The sequence below is a fragment of the Amycolatopsis saalfeldensis genome (assembly GCF_900110575.1).
GTDB classification, from domain to species: domain Bacteria; phylum Actinomycetota; class Actinomycetes; order Mycobacteriales; family Pseudonocardiaceae; genus Amycolatopsis; species Amycolatopsis saalfeldensis.
In genome coordinates, this window is the sequence record NZ_FOEF01000013.1 from 152,223 (window position 1) to 170,819 (window position 18,597).

General features: G+C 70.5%; 17 protein-coding genes. 8 read left to right on the forward strand and 9 right to left on the reverse strand.

Going from position 1 to position 18,597, the window contains the following annotated elements; genetic code table 11:
- Window position 1: 1 nt before the first annotated feature.
- Entirely contained in the window at window positions 2-658 is a 657-nt protein-coding gene (locus BMY97_RS27240; RefSeq protein WP_091621612.1) for a response regulator, read from the reverse strand.
- Window positions 655-2,235 carry a sensor histidine kinase gene (locus BMY97_RS27245; RefSeq protein WP_091621939.1) on the reverse strand — a complete coding sequence of 527 codons (1,581 nt, stop codon included), beginning with the start codon at window positions 2,233-2,235 and terminating at the stop codon, window positions 655-657. Before BMY97_RS27245 ends, BMY97_RS27240 begins: the two co-directional genes overlap by 4 nt.
- Window positions 2,236-2,433: 198 nt before the next feature.
- Between BMY97_RS27245 and BMY97_RS27250 the strand changes: the two genes are divergently transcribed.
- From BMY97_RS27250 to BMY97_RS27265, 4 genes are all read left to right on the forward strand, one after another.
- A complete protein-coding gene (locus BMY97_RS27250) occupies window positions 2,434-3,240 on the forward strand; it encodes an ABC transporter ATP-binding protein (protein WP_091621614.1) in 807 nt (268 codons plus the stop codon).
- 52 nt (window positions 3,241-3,292) lie between these two features.
- Window positions 3,293-4,114, forward strand: a complete 822-nt coding sequence (locus tag BMY97_RS27255) for an ABC transporter permease (RefSeq protein ID WP_425425338.1) — start codon at window positions 3,293-3,295, stop codon at window positions 4,112-4,114.
- 1 nt (window position 4,115) lies between these two features.
- The gene (locus BMY97_RS27260) at window positions 4,116-5,171 is read left to right on the forward strand and encodes an ABC transporter substrate-binding protein (protein ID WP_091621622.1); all 1,056 of its coding nucleotides are present in this window, start codon (window positions 4,116-4,118) and stop codon (window positions 5,169-5,171) included.
- A 176-nt stretch (window positions 5,172-5,347) separates the two neighbouring features.
- Complete coding sequence (locus tag BMY97_RS27265) at window positions 5,348-6,067, forward strand: G1 family glutamic endopeptidase (protein ID WP_091621625.1); 720 nt, start codon at window positions 5,348-5,350, stop codon at window positions 6,065-6,067.
- Window positions 6,068-6,117: 50 nt separating this feature from the next.
- On the opposite strand, the gene BMY97_RS27270 is transcribed toward BMY97_RS27265, so the two are convergent.
- Both BMY97_RS27270 and BMY97_RS27275 read right to left on the reverse strand, forming a co-directional pair.
- Window positions 6,118-6,813: a hypothetical protein gene (locus BMY97_RS27270; protein WP_425425335.1), complete on the reverse strand. Its 696-nt coding sequence runs from the start codon at window positions 6,811-6,813 to the stop codon at window positions 6,118-6,120.
- A gap of 81 nt (window positions 6,814-6,894) precedes the next feature.
- Window positions 6,895-9,894 carry an ATP-binding protein gene (locus tag BMY97_RS27275; protein ID WP_218156894.1) on the reverse strand — a complete coding sequence of 1,000 codons (3,000 nt, stop codon included), beginning with the start codon at window positions 9,892-9,894 and terminating at the stop codon, window positions 6,895-6,897.
- Window positions 9,895-10,335: 441 nt separating this feature from the next.
- Here BMY97_RS27275 and BMY97_RS27280 point away from each other — a divergent pair, with 441 nt between their 5' ends.
- A complete protein-coding gene (locus tag BMY97_RS27280) occupies window positions 10,336-11,442 on the forward strand; it encodes a S1 family peptidase (RefSeq protein WP_091621628.1) in 1,107 nt (368 codons plus the stop codon).
- A gap of 103 nt (window positions 11,443-11,545) precedes the next feature.
- Here the strand turns inward: BMY97_RS27280 and BMY97_RS27285 are convergent, their stop codons facing one another.
- Both BMY97_RS27285 and BMY97_RS27290 read right to left on the reverse strand, forming a co-directional pair.
- Entirely contained in the window at window positions 11,546-11,950 is a 405-nt protein-coding gene (locus tag BMY97_RS27285) for an SsgA family sporulation/cell division regulator (protein WP_091621630.1), read from the reverse strand.
- Between the two features lie 249 nt (window positions 11,951-12,199).
- The gene (locus BMY97_RS27290) at window positions 12,200-12,670 is read right to left on the reverse strand and encodes an Lrp/AsnC family transcriptional regulator (RefSeq protein WP_091621633.1); all 471 of its coding nucleotides are present in this window, start codon (window positions 12,668-12,670) and stop codon (window positions 12,200-12,202) included.
- Window positions 12,671-12,885: 215 nt separating this feature from the next.
- On the opposite strand from BMY97_RS27290, the gene BMY97_RS27295 reads away from it, so the two are divergent.
- Window positions 12,886-13,890 carry a beta-ketoacyl-ACP synthase III gene (locus BMY97_RS27295; protein WP_483860483.1) on the forward strand — a complete coding sequence of 335 codons (1,005 nt, stop codon included), beginning with the start codon at window positions 12,886-12,888 and terminating at the stop codon, window positions 13,888-13,890.
- On the opposite strand, the gene BMY97_RS27300 is transcribed toward BMY97_RS27295, so the two are convergent.
- Window positions 13,887-15,371, reverse strand: a complete 1,485-nt coding sequence (locus tag BMY97_RS27300) for an adenylate/guanylate cyclase domain-containing protein (protein WP_091621636.1) — start codon at window positions 15,369-15,371, stop codon at window positions 13,887-13,889. The two genes, BMY97_RS27295 and BMY97_RS27300, sit on opposite strands and share 4 nt — an antisense overlap.
- 80 nt (window positions 15,372-15,451) lie before the next feature.
- Here BMY97_RS27300 and BMY97_RS27305 point away from each other — a divergent pair, with 80 nt between their 5' ends.
- Window positions 15,452-15,940, forward strand: a complete 489-nt coding sequence (locus BMY97_RS27305; protein ID WP_091621639.1) for an FBP domain-containing protein — start codon at window positions 15,452-15,454, stop codon at window positions 15,938-15,940.
- On the opposite strand, the gene BMY97_RS27310 is transcribed toward BMY97_RS27305, so the two are convergent.
- Window positions 15,937-16,749, reverse strand: a complete 813-nt coding sequence (locus tag BMY97_RS27310; protein WP_091621642.1) for a class I SAM-dependent methyltransferase — start codon at window positions 16,747-16,749, stop codon at window positions 15,937-15,939. The two genes, BMY97_RS27305 and BMY97_RS27310, sit on opposite strands and share 4 nt — an antisense overlap.
- A 53-nt stretch (window positions 16,750-16,802) precedes the next feature.
- Window positions 16,803-17,495, reverse strand: coding sequence for a FadR/GntR family transcriptional regulator (locus BMY97_RS27315; RefSeq protein WP_091621645.1), 693 nt, complete (start codon window positions 17,493-17,495; stop codon window positions 16,803-16,805).
- Between the two features lie 99 nt (window positions 17,496-17,594).
- Between BMY97_RS27315 and BMY97_RS27320 the strand changes: the two genes are divergently transcribed.
- On the forward strand, window positions 17,595-17,951 hold the full coding sequence (locus BMY97_RS27320) for a VOC family protein (protein WP_091621648.1): 357 nt from the start codon (window positions 17,595-17,597) through the stop codon (window positions 17,949-17,951).
- Window positions 17,952-18,597 lie beyond the last annotated feature (646 nt).

Consider the following 18,597-nt stretch of genomic DNA (forward strand, 5'->3'; position numbering starts at 1 on the left):
CTCAACCGGCCCAGAGGTACTCGTGCTCCGGGCGTCCGGTGGCGCCGTAGCGCAGCCGCATTTCGACCGCGCCTGATTCGGCCAGCGCGGTGAGGTAGCGCTGGGCCGTGGCCCGCGCCATGCCCAGCTCCCCGGCGATCTCGGCGGCCGAGAGGGGCACCGGGGAGTTGCGCAGTTGCTCGGACACCAGCCGGGAAGTCGCGCTGGACTGGCCTTTCGGGGCGGCGGCCCGATCCTGGTCGTGCAGTGCCCGGTAGGCGCGGTCGACGTCGTCCTGCGTCAGCGCGCGGTCGTTGGCCAGCTGGCCCCGGTACCGGGCGTACGAGGTGAGCCGCTCGGCGAGCTGGCGGGTGGTGAAGGGCTTGATCAGGTAGTTCAGCGCGCCCGCGCGGATCGCGGCGCCGATCGAGCGCGGGTCCGTGGCCGCCGACAGGACGATGGTGTCGGTCTGCAGGTCCGGCAGCACGGACAGGCCGGGCTCGTCCGGCAGGTAGACGTCCAGCAGCACCAGGTCCGGAGACAGCTCGCGGACGCGGGCGCGCGCCTCCGCGGCGGTGTGGGCGATGCCCGCGACCGCGAAGCCCGGCACCTCCGTCACGAAGCCCGCGTGCACACCGGCCACGCGGAAGTCGTCGTCCACGATGAGGGTGCGGATCATTCGGCGGCCTCCACGAGCAGTTCCGGCAGTTTCGCGACGAACAGGGCCCCGGACGACGGCCCGCCGGGATCGGCCAGCCACACGTCGCCGCCGCGGGCCCGGGCGGCCTGGCGCGCCAGGGCGAGGCCGAGGCCATGGCCGGGCGCGATCTTGGACGACACGCCCTCGTCGAACAGCGTCCCCCGCAGTTCCTCGGCCACGCCGGAGCCACTGTCCACAACGGACACATGCAGCGTCGTGCCATCGGCCAGCAGCGCGACTTCCACCGACGCCGGACGTCGCGGGCTCATCCGCGCCGCGTGCAGGGCGTTGTCCACCAGGTTGCCGATCACCGTGCCCGCCGCGATCGGGTCGGTCACCGTGGTGGGCACCCAGGAGTCGTCGGCCAGCTTCAGTTCCATGCCTTTTTCTTGCGCCTGCTCGGTTTTCGCCACGAGCAGGGCCTGCAGGTAAGGGTCCGCGACGCTGTCGCCGAGCGCGTGCGGCCGTCCGGCGGTCGTCTCGGTGAGCGTCTGCAGGTACTCCTCCGCCTCGGCGTGGTGGCCGAGCTGCAGCAGCCCGGACAGCGTGTGCAACCGGTTCGCGAACTCGTGCCGCTGCGCCCGCAGACCGTCCGAAAGGGACCGGATGCCGTCCAGCTCGCGGGTGAGCGTGTCGAGGTCCGTGCGGTCGCGGAAGGTCAGCACGGTGCCGAGCGGCCGGTCGTCGCGGTGGACGGCACGCGAATTGACCACCAGCACCCGATTTCCGGCCACCGCCAGCAGGTTGTCCACCGGCACCCCTTCCGCGACCGCCTTGTGCACCCGCGGCGACAGCTCGAGTTCGGCCATCGGGGCGCCGACCGGCAGCTCGGTGTCCAGCAGCCGCTCGGCCTCGTCGTTGCGCACGGAAACCCGCTGCTGCCCGTCCAGCGCCAGCACGCCCTCGCCGATGCCGTGCAGCACGGCCTCGCGCTCGTAGAGCAGCTCGGTCAGCTCGTGCGGTTCGAGGCCGTGGGTGACCCGCCGCAGGCGGCGGTTGAGCAGGGCGGATGCGCCGACGCCGAGTAGCAGAGCGCCACCCCCGAAAGCCAGGGTGAGGATCAGCAGGCGGTTGAAATCGCCCGTCAGCTCACCGATCTTGTAGCCGACGCTGACCTCGCCGACCACCCGATCTCCTTGCCGGATGGGCGTTTTGCTCCGCACCGACGGCCCGAGCGTGCCGTCGTCGTACTGGGTGGTCACGTCGTTGCCCGCCAGCGCTTCCGCGGGCGAAGTGCTCACCGGCTGGCCGATCGCGTCGGGCGTGGGATGCGCGAGCCGGATGCCTTCATCGTCGGTGATCACCACGAACAGCGCGTCGGTTCTGAGCTGCACCGCTTGCGAGCGCTGTTGCAGCGCCCCGCCTTGTTGTCGCGCGGCCGCGCCTTCGATCACCACCGGGTCCGTGGCCACCGACTTGGCGACCGCCAGCGCCCGTTCGCCGTACTGATTGGCCAGCGCGCTCCGCAGCAGCCCGCTGAACAGGCCGACGCCGAGGCCCACCACGAGCGCCACCACGCCGATCTGCAGCAGCAGGACCTGGCGGGTGAACCGCATGCGCGGAAAGAGCGCCGACTTTGGCATGCCAGGGAACATACCCCCAGCTCAGGGCCGTGCGCTAAACGAGCAAAACGTGGAGAACGCGCAGAGCGCACGCAGAACGTCGACAAGCTTCCCGGCGGTGAAACACGCTCTTAACCTGCCAGACAGCTGTGACGCGCCCCACCTCCCCGCCGTGACGAAGGAGTCACCTCGATGGCCCCACCACTCATCGAACTCATCGGAGCCACCAAAAGGTTCCCCAGTGGATCCGGTTCCGTGCACACCGCGGTCCGCGAACTGTCCATGACGGTGGACCCGGGGGAGTTCGTCGCCGTCGTCGGGCCGACCGGCTGTGGCAAGTCGACCACGTTGTCGCTGGTCTCCGGCCTGCAGCCCGCCTCTGCGGGCCAGGTGCGGGTGAACGGCGACGAGGTCACGGCCATCCCGGACGGCGTCGGTTACATGTTCCAGACCGACGCCGTGATGCCGTGGCGCTCGGTGCTCGACAACGTCGCCTCCGGGCCGCGGTTCCGTGGTGAGTCCAAAGCAGACGCTCGCGCGAAGGCGGCCGACTGGATCGGCCGGGTCGGCCTCGCCGGGTTCGAGAAGTACTACCCGCACCAGCTCTCCGGCGGCATGCGCAAGCGCGTCGCGCTGGCCCAGACGCTGGTCACCGACCCGAAGATCCTGCTGATGGACGAACCGTTCTCCGCGCTCGACGTGCAGACCCGCGCCCTGATGCAGGACGAGCTGCTGCGCCTGTGGTCCGGGTCCGGCGCGGCCGTCATCTTCGTGACGCACGACCTCGACGAGGCCATCGCGCTCGCCGACAAGGTCGTGGTGCTGACCACCAGCCCGGCCACCGTGAAGGACGTCTTCGAGGTCCCGCTGGAACGCCCGCGCAAGGTCGAGGACCTGCGGCTGACCGAGGAATTCCGCAAGATCTACTCCGACATCTGGGAATCGCTGCGCGGCGAGGTCGACAAGGCCCGCCAGAAGGGAGCGACCAGTGTCGCTTGATCTGATCGTTCCGCCGTCCAATCCCAACCCCCGCATCGAGGACGAAGCGAGCATCATCGCCCGCCAGAAGCTGAAGACCAACGCGCGCCGACGCAACATCTGGCTGCTGCGGCTGGCCATCGTCGTGGTGTGGCTGGGCAGCTGGGAGCTGGCCGGCCGGTACTGGATCGACCCGTTCTTCTACTCGATGCCGTCGAAGATCTGGGAACGGCTGGTCGAGTGGTTCAGCACCGGCACGGACTTCGGCTCCATCTGGTACCAGATCCTGGTGACCGTCGAGGAGGCCGTGATCGGGTTCGTGCTCGGCGCGATCCTGGGCGTGGTGCTCGGGGTGGTGCTCGGCCGCAGCCAGTACCTGGCGGACGTGCTGTCGCCGTTCATCAAGGCCGCCAACGCCCTTCCACGCATCGTGCTCGCCGCGCTGTTCGTGATCTGGTTCGGCCTCGGCATGTCTTCGAAGGTCGCGACGGTGGTCGTGCTGGTGTTCTTCGCGGTGTTCTTCAACGCCTTCACCGGCGCCCGCGAGGTGGACCGCAACCTGATCGACAACGCGCGCATCCTCGGCGCTTCGAGGTGGGCCGTGCTGAAGTCGATCGTGCTGCCGAGCGCGACGTCGTGGATCCTCTCGTCGCTGCACGTGGCGTTCGGCTTCGCGCTGATCGGCGCGGTCGTCGGCGAGTACACCGGCGCCAAGGCGGGCATGGGCTTCCTGATCTCCAACGCGCAGGGCACCTTCGACACCGCCGGGGTGTACGCGGGAATGCTGATCATCACCGTCGTCGCGATCCTGGCGGAGTGGGGCATCGGCACCGCGGAGTCGCGGCTGCTGCGCTGGCGCCCGCAGATGAACGCCCAGGCGAGCCAGGGGATCTGAGATGCGTCTGAAAAGGACAGTCGCGGTCGCGGCCGCGCTGCTGGTCACCGTGGCCGGGGTCACGGCGTGCCGCGACTCCCGCCAGATCGACCTCGGCAGCGGCGGCAAACCGCACATCAAGATCATGATCGGCGGCCTGTCGAAGGTCATCTACCTGCCCGGCCAGCTCGCGCAGCAGATCGGCGCGTACGAGCGGCAGGGTCTGGACGTCGAGCTGTTCGACCAGCCGTCGGGCGCCAACGCCGAGACCTCGCTGCTGGCCGGCGAGGTGCAGGGGGTGGTCGGGTTCTACGACCACACCATCGACCTGCAGGCCAAGGAGCAGTGCATCACCAGCGTCGTCCAGTTCTCGAACGTGCCGGGCGAGGCGGAGATGGTGGCCACCGCGAAGGCGGGCGAGATCCGGTCCGGCAAGGACTTCCGCGGCAAGAACCTCGGCGTCACCTCGCTGGGCTCGTCCACGGACTTCCTGACCAAGGCGCTGGCCAGCCGCGGCGGCGTGACCGGCAAGGACTACACGCCGGTCAAGGTCGGCGCCGGGCAGACGTTCATCTCGGCGCTGCAGCAGGGCTCGATCGACGCCGGCATGACCACCGACCCGACCATCGCGCAGCTGACGAACACCGGCCAGGCCAAGGTGCTGTACGACATGCGGACGGTCGAGGGCACGCAGGCCGCGCTCGGCGGGCTGTACCCGGCCAGCTCGCTGTACATGAGCTGCGAGATCGTGCAGCGCTACCCGGACATCGTGCAGAAGCTGGCGAACGCGTACGTCGAGTCGCTGCAGTGGCTTTCGAAGCACACGCCGGAGCAGGTCGCGGACATCATGCCGCCGTCGTTCGCGGGCGGGGACAAGGCGCTGTACGTCAAGTCGCTCAAGGACAGCCTGCCGATGTTCACCAAGGACGGCCGGATGGACCCGGCGGGCGCGAAGAACGTGCTGAACGTGCTGGGCTCGTCTTCGAGCAACGTCAAGCCGAAGAAGGACCAGATCGATCTTTCGAAGACCTACACCACCCAGTTCGTGGACGCCGCGCACGCGCGTTCGGCACAGTAGTCCACCTCGGACTTCTGGGCGCACAAAGGAGAATCAGGACATTTGGTGAATTGTTCCCGGGATATGAAAACCCTTCGAAAGTAGCTACCTATCTGCCCGCGTGAATTCAACACTGGTTGCCGGTGCACACCGTTTGTAACTCCCCGAGTCCCCATCGGTGATCAGATTGGAAGCGCATGAACTCCCCCCTCTCCTCACGGTCCGTCCGGGCGTTGGCGATCGCTGCCGTCGCTGCTGCGAGCCTCACGGCCGCGGCCGGCTCGGCGAGCGCGACGCCGATGTTCGGCGCGCACTTCCACGGGCAAGCCTTCTCGGGCGGTAACTGGGGCGGTTACGTCAGCACGGGCAGCTTCACCACCGCGACGGCCAGCTGGAAGGAGCCTTCGGTCACCTGCAACTCCAGCAACGACCTGTTCGCCCCGTGGGTGGGCATCGACGGCGACGGATCGTCCACTGTGGAGCAGACGGGCGTGGCCACCGACTGCTCGAGCGGCAGCGCGGTCTACCAGGCCTGGTACGAGATGTACCCGGCCGCGCCGGTGTACTACTCGGAGTCGGAGGCACCGGTCAAGGCCGGCGACAGCTTCACCGCGACCGTGACGCGCTCGGGCAACTCCTACAAGCTGGACATCAGCGACACCACCGCGGGCTGGTCGAAGACGACCACCCAGTCGCTGAACGCGCAGCACTCCACGGCCGAGGCCATCATCGAGTCCCCTACCGACTCGTACCCCTCGATCAACGGCGGCATCTCGTTCAGCGGCGTGAAGTTCGACGGCAAGAACCTCGGGGACACCAGCCCCCAGGGCCTCGACGCCGACGACGGCGGCAGCAAGACCTACAGCCCCGGCGCGATCGGCTCGGACGGCCAGAGCTTCACGATGACGGAGCACTGATCCAAGCTTGCTGACGGGGGACGCCTTCCTGACCGAGGGCGTCCCCCGCTTCAGTTCTGCAGTGCCCCGATCGCCCAGGCGATGACCATCACGGCGACCAGCAGCGAGATGATCGCCTGCAGCATCATGGTCATCTTCGCCCAGATCTTCAACGGCATCACGTCCGTGGGGCTGAACGCGGTGGCATTGGTGAAGGCCAGGTACAGGTAGTCGAGGTAGCGGGGCTCCCAGTCGTCGTGGGTCAGTTCGGGGCTGTCCATCTGGGGGAATTGCAGGTCGGCGTACTGGGCTTGCCCGTCGGCTCGCCGTGCCGGGCCGCCGCGGTCGAATTCCCAGTACCAGAGCGAGAACACGACGATGTTCGTCCAGTAGACGATGCCGCCGCTGACCAGCACCTGGACCGCGTGCCCGCGGAACGAGCTGTCCGCAATGCCCAGCACCAGCTGCACGGCCGAGCCGCCGTTCGCGACGCTCACCACCGCCACCACGGCGAGCGAAACGATCCGCTCGACGGTGCTGAACTCGCCCATCCGCCCGGGGTTGATCAGCAGCAGCGCGATGATCAGCAGCACTGACAGTCCGGGCAGCAGCCACCACGGAGCCAGCACCACCTCGTGCGGCAACACGAGCTGCAACGCGAGCGTCACCACCACCACGCCGGTCGCCGGCCACCGCGTCTCGCCCGCGGTGCTGCGTCGCCAGGCCGGCAGCTTCGGGTCTTTGTCCTGTGGATCCGGTGAAGTCACCAGCTCACGGTAGGGCGCGACGCGGTCCGGTGCCTGCCTTCGGCGCGGAATCCGGAGTGTCGGGGCGTTTTCCACCCGCGGTCAGGCGGGCAGCTTGCGGGCCACGTCCGTCCGCGACCGGGCGCCCAGCTTGCGCAGGACTTTCGCCACGTGCTGCTCGACCGTCCGCGGGGAGAGGAACAGGCCGTCGGCGATCTCGCGGTTCGTGCGGCCCTCCGCGAGCATCCGGGCGACCTCGTGTTCACGCGGCGACAGCTCCTGCCCGTAACCGCGGCGTCCGCGCTGCGAAGGGGCCCACGCGCCGTGTTCGCGCAGGTGGTGGCGGCATCGGCCGGCGTCCCGCGTCGCGCCCAAGCTCTCGTACGCCGTGGCGGCGGCGGACAGCGACTCGACGGCCGCGCGCTGCCCCGCGGCCAGCCGCAGCATGGCGGCGCGCTCGTGCATCGACGTCGCCAGGTACGGCATCGGCAGGCGCGCGTACGCCTCGGCCGCCGCGTCGAACAGCGCGGCCGCGGCGAGGTGCTTGCCGCGCGCGCCCGTCAGCACGGCGTGGCCGGCGTGCAGCGCGGCGGCCGCGACGGGCGCGTCCCGGCCCACCGTGCCCCGCGCGAACTCCTCGACCAGCACGTCGGCGTCCGGCCAGCGGCCCGCCCGCGCGTATGCCTCCGCGGCGGCCGGCACCAGCGACGCCGCCCAAACCCAGACTCCCTTACGCCGTGCGGCATCCGCGGCGACGTCGGCGGTCGAACACGCGGCCTCGACGTCGTCGGTCGCCAGCTGCACGTCGATCAGCACCGAAGCCGCCGAGAGCACCACCGGGATCGGCCCGTCGGCGGGCGAGTGCACCGAGGCGGCGGCCAGGAACCGTTGCGCGGCAACGAATTCACCCCGTACCGCGGCGAGGCCGCCGAGTACCAGCGACGTCTCCATCACGATCGGGCCCAGCTCGGGGTAACCGGCGCGCACGTCCTGCGCCGTCTCGGCCAGGCCGTCCCACGAACCGCGGAACCACGCGAGCCGCGCCTGCGTGCCGCGGATCAGGCCCGTCGCGTACAGCGCGCCGGTCTCCGTCGCGCGGCGCGCGCCCTCCTTGACCAGGCGTTCCGCGCGGTCGAGATGCCCGGACCACGACTGCGCGTCCGCCAGGTTGCACCAGAGCCTCGCCAGCTGAACCCGTTCCGCGACGCTCGCCGCGGTCTCCGGCAGCGCCTCGAATTCCGCCCACGCCGAGCCGTCGCCGATGTGCGACGCGTTGGTGATGCGGTCCACCGTGAGCGCCAGCCGCAGCTCCGGGTCGGTCAGCTCCGCGTGGACGTCCCGAGCGCGCCGCATCCAGACCTCGTGCCAGGACAACGGCGTCAGCCCGTCGATCGGCTGGGCCAGCAGGTTGATCCCGCGCGCGGCCGGCTCCGGTGCGTCGGCCAGCTCGCCGACGGCCTTCTCCACCTCGGCGCGCCCGCGTTCGAGCCGGCCGATCGTGCGGACCAGCAGCATGCCGAGGGAGAGCCGGATCGTCCCGCGGACCGTCGGCGGCAGCGGCCGGTCTTCGAGCACGCGCTCCAGCGTCTCGATCACGTCGGGCCGGAAGCCGCGCAACGCGACTTGGCTCAGCTTCGTCGCCAGCCGTCCGACGTCGTCGGCGCCCGCCGTCGCGAGCACTGATTGCAGCACGTTGATCGCGCGGGAGGTCTCGCCGAGGACGATCGCCTCGTCGGCCGCCGCTTCCGCGTAGTGGCGCCATTTCTCCATCCGCCCGGCTGCCCGCGCGTGATCCGCGAGGAGGGGGAGCGGCGGGGTTTCGGCGGTGCCCAGCACGCGGATCGCCTCGGTGTGCAGCAAGGTTCGCTCGGGCCCGCTCACCGTGTCGTAGACCGCCTTGCGCGCGAGCGGATGCCGGAAGCCGTAACGGTTTTCGCCCACCTCGGCCAGCAGCCCACCGGCCAGCGCGCCGAGCAGCGCCGTTCGCAGCGACTCCTCGCCCAGCCCCGCGACGCCGCCGAGCATCGACGGCTCCGCGGCGAAGTCCAGCACTGCCGCGGCCCGGGCGAGTTGCGCCGCCGCTTCCGGCAACGCGTCCAGCCGCTCGGTGACGGACTCGCGCAGCGCCGCCGGGACCTCGAGGTTCTCCAGGAGCCGGTCGGACAGCACCTCGCCCGCGTCCCGCAGCGCGCGCAGGGTTTCCTCGGCCACAAAAGGAATCCCGGCCGTGCACTCGTGCAGTTTCACGGCGAACTCGTCGGTGACGCGCGGCAGCCCGAGCAGATCGGCGGCCATCACCCGCACCGCCGCCACGTCCAACGGCCCGAGCGCGACGCGTGCCGTGTGGACGGTCGGCGCCGTGCGCACCAGCGGCCCCGGCCACCCCGAACGGTAGGCCAGCACGACAGCGAGCTGCGGCGGCAGATCCGCGGCCAGGAACCGCACCAGGTCGAGGGTGTCCTCGTCGGCCCACTGCAGGTCGTCGATGAGCAGCAACGTCGGCCCGCAGGCAGCGAGCAACTCCCGGAACGCGCGGAACACCCGATGCCGCCGCGCCCCGGGCTCCGCCGGAGGTTCGGGGGTCGGGGGCAGACGGTCGGTCAGCTCCGGGAGCAAGGGCCGCAACGCTCCGGCGACCGGGCTGAGCGGGCCGAGCTGGTGGTCGTTCGTGGGTGGGCTCGGGGTTTGGCGGCCGTTCGGTCTGAGCGGGCCGATCGGGCCGGGCTGGCCGAGCGAGGTGGCGGCGCTGGTCGGACCAACCGGTCTGAGCCGGTCACCGGGGTCGTCCGCGCTGCCCGAGCCAACCGCGTCGAACCGTCCGCCCACCGAGCGGAGGGCTTCCAGCACCGGTCCGTACGGGAAGGGTTCGCGCAGCTGCTGGCATCGGCCGATCAGCACGCGGCCGTCCGCGAATTCGGGCCGACGGGCGAGTTCGGCCAGTAGCCGGGTGCGGCCCATGCCCGGCTCGCCCTCGATCAGGACTGTGGCGGGGCGGTGGGTGAGCACCTGGACCATCGCGGCGAGTTCGCGGTCCCGGCCGGTGAAGCGGGTGGGTCCGGTGCGCACCGAGACCGACGTGGGGCGTGAGACGGCTTGCCACATCACGACCTCCTCGGCCGGTGTCCGTTTCGTCGGGAGTTCGTCGGGAGCGTAAGCAGCGGGCCCGGGTCCGTAAACCGGCCGTCGAGCTGCGGGCGCGCACACCGCTCACACATCTGCCTACATTCGGTCACCGGTTGGCGGGTGAATGTCCGGCCGGAAATAACCATGAGTGCGAAACTTCGGCCGTTCGCCCGGTTCCGGGGCGGTTACCACTTTTCCGGCTTCGCCACGGCTACCGAAAGTAGTTGCCGGAATCCCTACTTAAGGACGGTCCCCGGGCCCGGCTGGGACGTCCGGAGCAGGGGATTGGCCCAGTGGGAATGCGTATACCTATCCGCACTGCACCCCTATTGCAGCGGCCTGGGGCGCGAAGCAGGCTCTCACCTCGGGGAGGAGCGCCGCGTGGCCGATCCGGTGCCGCGCGTAATCACGAGGAGACCCATGAAGATCATCAGATTCCTCGGTATCGCCGCGGCCGCCGCCGCGACGGCGGGCACGCTGGCCGGGGTCACCACCCCGGCGGCGGGCGCCACCACGTTGTTGAACCCCGACATGGTGCCGGCGATGCAGCGCGACCTGGGGCTGACCCACGACCAGGCGCTCGCGCGGCTGGCCAGCGAGGACGCCGCGACGAAGGTCGGCCAGTCGCTGGAAGCCGCGCTCGGCGACGGCTTCGGCGGGCTGAGCTACGACGCCGCGACCGGCAAGGCCCGGGTGGGCGTCACCAGCCCGGCGCTGGTGGAGCGGGTTCGCGCGGCCGGCGCGGAGGCCCAGGTGGTCCGCTACAGCACCCATCAGCTCGACTCCGCCATCACCAAGCTGAACGCCGGCGAGAAGACGGCGGCGAAGGCGGTCACCAGCTGGGGCGTCGACCCGGCGAGCAACCGCGTCACGGTGACTGTCCTCAACGGACAGAAGGCTGCGGCTGAGTCCTTTGTGAACTCGTCCGGTGTGGACGCTGCTTCGGTGCGGTACGTCGAGACCGCCCAGACGCCGAAGCTGCACTACAACGTGCTCGGCGGCGACGCGTACTACATCGGCAGCTCGGCCCGCTGTTCGATCGGCTTCTCCGTGAACGGCGGCTTCCTGACCGCCGGCCACTGCGCCGCGCTCACCGGCGGCGGCGCGCTGAGCGGGTACAACCGCGTGGCCATGGGCTCGTTCTCCAGCTACCGGTTCCCGGGCAGCGACTACGCGTTCGCGCGGGTCAACAGCAACTGGACGCCGGTCGGCCAGATCAACAACGGCACCCGCGTGTCCGGCTCGACGGCCGCCGCCGTGGGCGCGTCGGTCTGCAAGTCCGGCTCCACCACCGGCTGGACCTGCGGCACCATCCGCGCGAAGAACCAGACCGTGCGCTACGCCGAGGGCACCGTCACGGGCATGACCCTGACCAACGCCCACTCCGACTCCGGCGACTCCGGCGGCTCGTTCATCAGCGGCAACCAGGCGCAGGGCCTGCTTTCCGGCGGTGACACCGTGAACACCTACTTCTTCCCGGTGACCACCGCGCTGTCCGCGACCGGCACCACCCTGGTCCGCGGCTGACCTGCTCGATGATCACGGCTCGGTGAAACAGAGAAGGGCGGTTTGAGTGCCTCCAGAGCACTCAAACCGCCCTTCTCCCACTGTGCCGCGGGATCGGCAGGTCTCACACGTTGCTGATCTCTTCGATCAGCGCGTCGACGTCGAAGCTTTCGCTCTCCTCGCCGAGCGGGACGAGTTCGTAGGAGGAATCGAGGAACGTCTGGATGTCCTCGCGCTCGAGCTCGAACGACGCGTACCCGTCGGGCGACTCGATCTCGAGGGTCAACATCGCCTCGTCCTCGGACAGGTCCGGGCGGACGCGGACGTCACCGAGGCCGGCGGGCTCGCCGAGCCCGGTCACGAGGAGGTCACGTGCGAACGTCCACTCGATCCACCGGCCGCGCTCGGTCCGGAAGGCCACGGTGACCGCGAAGGGCTCGGCGGCGTGGTAGGACAGGCGGGACAGCACCGGCGTGGTGCTCTCGTTCAGCAACACGAACTGGGTCTGGTGTACGGCGTCGGTGTGCACGGCTGCTCCTGGTGTGTTCCTCCGGTGGTTCGCGCCTTGCGAACTGTCGGCAAGGAGATGATCAACCGGGTCGCTCGTGACGCCAGAACCTCGACGTTCACGCGATCGGCTGCATCCGCTCCCCTAGGCGTAACACGGGACACATACCCCTTGCGTTCAGCCGACAACCTTGGGTCACGTTCTTTGGTGCGGAAGGGCAACCGCGGGGGGACTTTTGCGCAGGCGAACCGACCGTCCGAAGTGGATCGGTCAGGCCAGCGGCAGGGTCAGCCCGACCTTCACCCGGTCCATGGCCACGCTCGTGGTGAAGTGCCGGACGTTCGGGTTGTCGAAGAACATCCGGCGGGTGAAGGCCTCGAAGGCGGTCATGTCGGGGCAGGTGACCACGAGCACGAAGTCGGCCTGGCCGGTGACGTAGTAACACTGCTGCACGTAGTCGTCGGCCTGCACCTGGCGGCGGAAGACGTCGAGCACCGTCAGGTTCTCGCGCTCCATCTCGACCATGACCAGAAACGTCATGGACAGCCCGAGCGCCCGCGGGGACAGCACGGCGACCTCCTTCTCGATCACCCCCGACTCGCGCAGCCGCTTGATGCGGCGCTGCACGGCGGCGGCGGAGAGGCCGACTTTCGCGCCGATGACCTCGGCGATCGTGCGCGAGTCGGCCTGCAGGCAGGCGAGGATGGCGAGGTCCAGCCGGTCGAGGTCGGGAGTGAGCACGCCCCAGGCTAACCGGGGGCACCGACAAGACGCCTCGCCTTTACCGATGCTCAGCCGCCGGCCTGGGGCGACTGTGGCCAATACCTCCTATTGAGCGAACCTGGAAGAGGTTTTCCAGTGACCTGGAACACAACTGACCGGTCTACCCAGGGGTAGCCCATACAAGTGGACGCAGCCGGCGGCAACCGCCGACCGTCGGCTGGGAGGGTTCCGTCGTGAGTGTGCAAGGGTTTCCGCCCGGTCGTGCCGCCGTGCTGACGGGGCTGGGCGCGGCCTTGCCCGATCGGGTGGTGGACAACCACGAGCTGGCCGGCCGGCTGGACACCTCGGACGAGTGGATCCGCACCCGCACCGGCATCCGCGAGCGCCGGATCGCCGCGCCGGGCGAGTCCACTGTGGATCTCGCCGTCGCCGCGGGCCGCCAGGCGCTGGCCGGGACCGGTGCGGGGGCCGACGCCGTGGTGCTCGCGACCTCGACCGCCGACCAGCTCTGCCCCGCGAGCGCGCCCCAGGTGGCCGCGCGGCTCGGGCTCGGCACCGCCGCGGCGTTCGACGTGAACGCCGTGTGCAGCGGCTTCATCTACGCCCTCGCCACCGCGCAGGGCCTCATCGCGGGCGGCATCGCGAAGCGGGTGCTCGTGATCGGCGCCGACGTCTTCACCTCGCTGCTCGACCCCGAGGACCGCACCACGGTGCCGATCTTCGGCGACGGCGCGGGGGCGGTCGTGCTGCGCGGCGGCGACGCCGACGAGCCCGGCGCGCTCGGCCCGTTCGACCTGCACAGCGAGGGCGAGCTGGCCGACCTGCTGTGGGTCGAGGCCGGCGGCTCGCGCCACCGGTTCTCCGACGACCCGCGCGACCACTACCTCCGGATGCAGGGCACGGCCGTTTTCCGGCACGCCTGCGCGCGCATGGCCGAGTCCTCCCGCGCGGTGCTGGACCAGGCCGGCTGGATGGTCGGGGACGTGGACCGGTTCGTCGGGCACCAGGCCAACATCCGCATCCTCCAGGTCGCGGCCAAGCACCTCGGCCTGCCCGCCGACGCGGTCGTCGCCAACATCGACCGGGTCGGCAACACCAGCGCCGCGTCGATCCCGCTGGCCCTCGCGGACGCCGCCGCCGACGCCACGATCGTGCCCGGCCACCGGGTCGTCCTGACCGCGTTCGGCGCCGGCCTCACCTGGGGCTCGACCCTGCTGACCTGGCCGGACGTCCTCTAGCCCGGGTCCGTCCACGTGACGGTGGCCTGCTCGCGGCCGCGCAGCAGCAGCTCGCCGTGCACGGACCAGTGCTCCCGCTCCCCGCCGAGGGCCGCCTTGATCGTCGCCTCGCTCGCGAGAATGCGTGAGGGCGTGGACTTCGCGTGCTCGGTCAGCCGCGCGGCCTCGTTCACGGCGTCGCCGATCACGGTGTACTCCAGCCGGCTCGACGTGCCCAACTGCCCCGCGAACACCGGCCCGGACGCGACGCCGATGCCCAGGTCCAGCTCGCCGTCCGAGAGCACGGCGTCGCGGATCGCGCGCGCGGCGGCGAGCGCCATGGTGGGCCCGTCGGACAGCCGTGTCGGCGCGCCGAAGACGCACAGCGCGGCGTCACCCTGGAACTTGTTGACCAGCCCGCCACGAGCGTCCACAGCGGACACCACGCTGGCGAAGAACCGGTTCAGCTTGGCCACGAGCTCCTGCGGCGGCGTGCGCTGGGCCAGCGCGGTGGAATCGACGACGTCGACGAACAGGGCCGTCACCTCGCGCACGTCCCCGGACAGGGAAGCGCCGTACTCCAGCGCGTGCCGCGCCACGTCCGTGCCCACGTGACGGCCGAACAGGTCCCGCATCCGCTCCTGCTCGCGCAGGCCGGCCGCGAGGTCGTTCACCGATGTCTGGAGCATGCCGATCTCGCTGGAGTCGTCGACGTCCACAGTGACGTCGGTGGAGCCGCGCGCGATCCGGTCCAGCGCGACGCGCAGCCGGTGCAGCGGCGCCGCGACGGCGCGGGCCAGCAGCGCCGTGCCGATCGCGCCGGTGACCAGGCCGATCACGGACAGCATGATCAGGCTCGCCGTCGGGTTCGCGTGGCCGAGATCGGGCGGCGTCGCGACCAGCAGCACGCCGACCAGCGGGACGCCGCTGGCCAGTGCCCAGGTGACGATCAGCCTGGTCAGCACGGTCACCGGCAGTGAGCCCTGCGGCGGCGTGACGTCGAGCGCCATCGTCATCACCGGCCGGGCCACCCATTCCGCGGCGAGGTAGGTGAGGCCGACGGTGGTCAGCCCGCCGAGCCCGATCGTCAGCGCCATGCCGGACGCGTCCGCGAACGAGCCGAGCCAGCCGGCCAGCCCGCCGAGGACGAGCGTCCCGATCAGCCACAGCGTGCCGCTGACCACGGCCATGTCCACGGGCAGCCGCAGCGCCCGCTGGGCCTCGGCCTCCGTCGGCGGCCGGCCGATCGTGAACCACACGACCGTGCGACGCTGCAGGTAGGCGGTCCAGACGGTGCCGGCGACGAGGCTCACGGCGACGATCCCGGCCGCCGTCAGCCCGAAGACCCAGCCGCGGTCCCCGGCGTCGCCCGGCAGGCCCTGCAGGACGAGCAGCAACGCCACTACGGCGGACCCGGCGACGCTGGACCCGAGGCCCAGCGCGGCGAAGCCCAGGCTGGTGCGCAGAACCAGCCGGAACCGACCCGCCGTCTTCCTGCGCACGCCGCCGATCGTATGGGTTCGCCGCCGCGGCGGCGAGAAAAGGCGTGGTCCGCGGCGTCACTGCTGGTTACCGTGGCGGTATGCAGCCGCTCGACCCGGACGAGATCCGTGCCTCATTCGTCAACTGTTCCCGCGGCGAAGCCAAGTCCGTGACGGTCCCCGGCGACGTGCCGTGGGCCGACCGCGACTTCCTCGGCTGGCGCGACCCGAAGGCGCCAGCGCGCGCCTACCTCGTGCTGCCGTACGAAGGCGAGGTCGTCGGCCTGGCCCTGCGCGCCGCGCCGCCCGCGCGGTCGCGGGTGCGCAGCAACATGTGCGCCTTCTGTTCCACCACCCACTCCGTCTCCGACATCACGCTCTTCTCCGGCCGCCGCGCGGGCAAGCTCGGCCGGGAGGGCAACACGCTCGGCACGTACGCCTGCTCGAACCTCGCCTGCAGCCGTTACCTGCGCGGGGAGATCCGGCCCGACATCCCGCAGCCGCACGAGTCGCTGTCGTTGGAGGAGCGGATCGCGCGGCTGGAGGACAAGGTGCACCGGTTCGTGGCGCGGGTGCTCGAATCGCGCTAGAACTCCCAGCGCGCGATGCGGCCCATCCGCCGTACCGCCGGGATCAGGCCGGTCACCCGCAGCGCCAGCTTGGACGCCGCGGGCAGCCGCGCGAAGGCCTCGTCGGAGACCCACTCGGTGGCGTCCAAAGAGGACACCAGGCGGACGCCGTGGCACTCCAGTTCGTGTGGATCGTCGATGCCCCAGTGCAGTGTGGCTTTCGCGCGGCGCACCACCGGGTTCAGCTTCTGCGCCTTGATGCCCAGGGTGCTGAAGATGTCGAAGACGAGCTGTCCCTCGGGGAACTTCCCGACGATCCGCCGCACCAGCTCCGCGCCGTCGGCCGGGGTCAGGTACATCGTGAGCCCTTCGGCGACGACCAGCACCGGCCGGTCCGACGGAACCCGGTCCAGCCAGGCGAAGTCCGTCACCGAAGAGCCGATCGCGGTGCGGTTTTCGTGCGGCGGGTAGATCTCGCGGCGCAGCGCGACCACCTCGGGGTAGTCGACGTCGAACCAGGAGACGGCCGGCGGCGGGTCCAGCCGGTCCGCGCGGGTGTCCATGCCGCAGCCGAGGTGGAGCACGATCGCGTCCGGGTGCGCGTGCAGGTACTCGGCGGCCAGGTCGTCGATCGCCTTCGCGCGAATCGCCACCGAGACCGAGGAATCCCGGGTGACGCCCAGCTTCGTGAAGTCGTAGTCGATCCGGCGGACCGCGTCGTCGGCCGCGGTGTCGCCGAGCACGGGCCGGTCGCGGCGGGCGTCGAGCGCGCGGCCGTAGAGCGTGGCCAGCATGGTGGCTTTTTCTTCGGTGAAGTGGACTTGTGGCACGGCTACCCCCCAGGGATCACAGTTTTCACAAACTTCTGAAAACTGTACTCCGGTCAGGAAGTGGCGGCGTAGTCGTGCGCGTAGGTTTTCGCGTCCAGCAGGTGCTTCAGCGTGATTTCGCGCGCCGCGGCCGCGTCCGAGCGGCGGACGGCCTCCAGGATCGCGCGGTGCTCGGCGACGGCCTTGCGGATCTGGCCCGGCAGCCGCAGCGCCGCGCGGCGCTCCTCGCCGACCAGAGCGAGCACGGAGCGCAGCAGGTCGGCGACGTCGTCGTTGCCCGCGTTGCCGGCGATCACGCGGTGGAACTCGGCGTCGGTGGCGATCACCCGGAGCATGTCGCCGGCCGCGGCGGCGGCCTCCATCTCGGCCACGTTGTCGGCCAGCCGCTGCACGATCCGCGGCGAATGGTTCTGCGCGAGCCGCTCGGCCAGCGTCGGCTCGACGGTCGCGCGCAGGTCGAACAGCTTCTCCACCAGCTGCTCGTGCTCGGAGAACCAGCTGCTCAACGGCCCGTCGGAGCTCTTCTGTTCGCGGACGTAGGTGCCCGAACCCGCGCGGATCTGCACGTAGCCGATGGAATCCAGCACCCGCAACGCCTGCCGGAGCGACCCACGGCTGATGCCGAGCTGCTCGCACAGGGCGCGTTCGGCGGGCAGGCGGGAGCCGGGCGCGAGCTCACCGGTGTCGATCATTGTGCGCAGATGGTCGACGGTGGCGCTCCAGACCTGTTCGGATTCGTGGGCCACCCGTCCATCCTGTCAGGCCGGGGTTGTGTGCGCGTGGTGCCGAAAATGTCGGTGGTGCGTGTCACGATGATCTCGTCGAGAAGATTGGGGAGGGACCCGATGACCGCGAAGTTCAAGGACATGGTGATCGACGCACGCGACCACCAGGCACTCGCCGACTGGTGGTGCACGGCGTTCGGCTACGTCCGCCGCGACTCACTGACCGGCGACGAGCGCCCACCGGACTGGCCGGTGCCGATCGTCGACCCCACGGGCTCGGCGCCACTGTTCTGGGTCTGCCCGGTCCCGGAGTCGAAGACTGTCAAGAACCGCATGCACCTCGACGTCTGGGGCAACCCGGACGAACTCGTGGCCGCCGGCGCAACTCTGATCCGCGCCAAGGGCGGTGACATCGAATGGCACGTGCTCGCTGACCCGGAAGGGAATGAGTTCTGCGTGTTCGAACCGCGGGAGTGAGGGGGTTTGACTGGGTTGGGCTGCCTTGGTGAGTGGCTTCGGCTGGGGTGGCTGGCGGCTTCGGCTCTGGCGGCCAGTTGAGCTGGTGGCTTCGGTTGGAGCGGCTGGTTGGGTGAGGGGCTTCGGCTGTGTTGAGCCTTCGGGGTGAGTGGCTTCGGTGGTGCTGGGTCGGGCCGTGGGAGTGATCCGCTTCGGTCCGATCGTGCCTTCGAGGTGAGCGTCTTCGGTCGGGTCGAGTTGTCGGGCGAGTGGCTTCGGTGGTGCTGGGTCGGACCGCAGGGAGTGATCCGCTTCGGTCCGGTCGAGTCTCCGGGGTGAGTGACTTAGGTCGGGGCGAGCCTTCGGGGCGAGCGACTTCGGTCGGATCGAGCGTCCGGTGTGAGCGGCTTCGGCTGGCTCGGGCTGGTGAGGCGAGTGGCTTCCGCGGTGCAGGAGGTGGGGGTGAGCGGCTCGGGGCTGGTGAAGTGGCTGGCTTTGGTCGGGCCGCGTTGCGGGGTGAAGGGCTCGTGTCGGGCCGAGTCGTCGGGCGTGGTTGCGGCGGGCTGGGTCGGGCCGCGGGAGTGACCGTTTCGGGCGAGTGGAGCCGTCGGGCGAGTGGCTGCGACGGGGCCGGGTTGGGTGGTGAGGGCCTTGGGTCGGGCCGGGT

Bases quoted from the DNA above. Each gene is read 5' to 3' on its own strand.
- BMY97_RS27245 (WP_091621939.1), bottom strand. From the start codon at position 2,235: ATGCGGTTCACCCGCCAGGTCCTGCTGCTGCAGATCGGCGTGGTGGCG.
- BMY97_RS27305 (WP_091621639.1), top strand. From the start codon at position 15,452: ATGCAGCCGCTCGACCCGGACGAGATCCGTGCCTCATTCGTCAACTGT.
- BMY97_RS27240 (WP_091621612.1), bottom strand. From the start codon at position 658: ATGATCCGCACCCTCATCGTGGACGACGACTTCCGCGTGGCCGGTGTG.
- BMY97_RS27280 (WP_091621628.1), top strand. From the start codon at position 10,336: ATGAAGATCATCAGATTCCTCGGTATCGCCGCGGCCGCCGCCGCGACG.
- BMY97_RS27250 (WP_091621614.1), top strand. From the start codon at position 2,434: ATGGCCCCACCACTCATCGAACTCATCGGAGCCACCAAAAGGTTCCCC.
- BMY97_RS27320 (WP_091621648.1), top strand. From the start codon at position 17,595: ATGACCGCGAAGTTCAAGGACATGGTGATCGACGCACGCGACCACCAG.
- BMY97_RS27265 (WP_091621625.1), top strand. From the start codon at position 5,348: ATGAACTCCCCCCTCTCCTCACGGTCCGTCCGGGCGTTGGCGATCGCT.
- BMY97_RS27275 (WP_218156894.1), bottom strand. From the start codon at position 9,894: ATGTGGCAAGCCGTCTCACGCCCCACGTCGGTCTCGGTGCGCACCGGA.
- BMY97_RS27260 (WP_091621622.1), top strand. From the start codon at position 4,116: ATGCGTCTGAAAAGGACAGTCGCGGTCGCGGCCGCGCTGCTGGTCACC.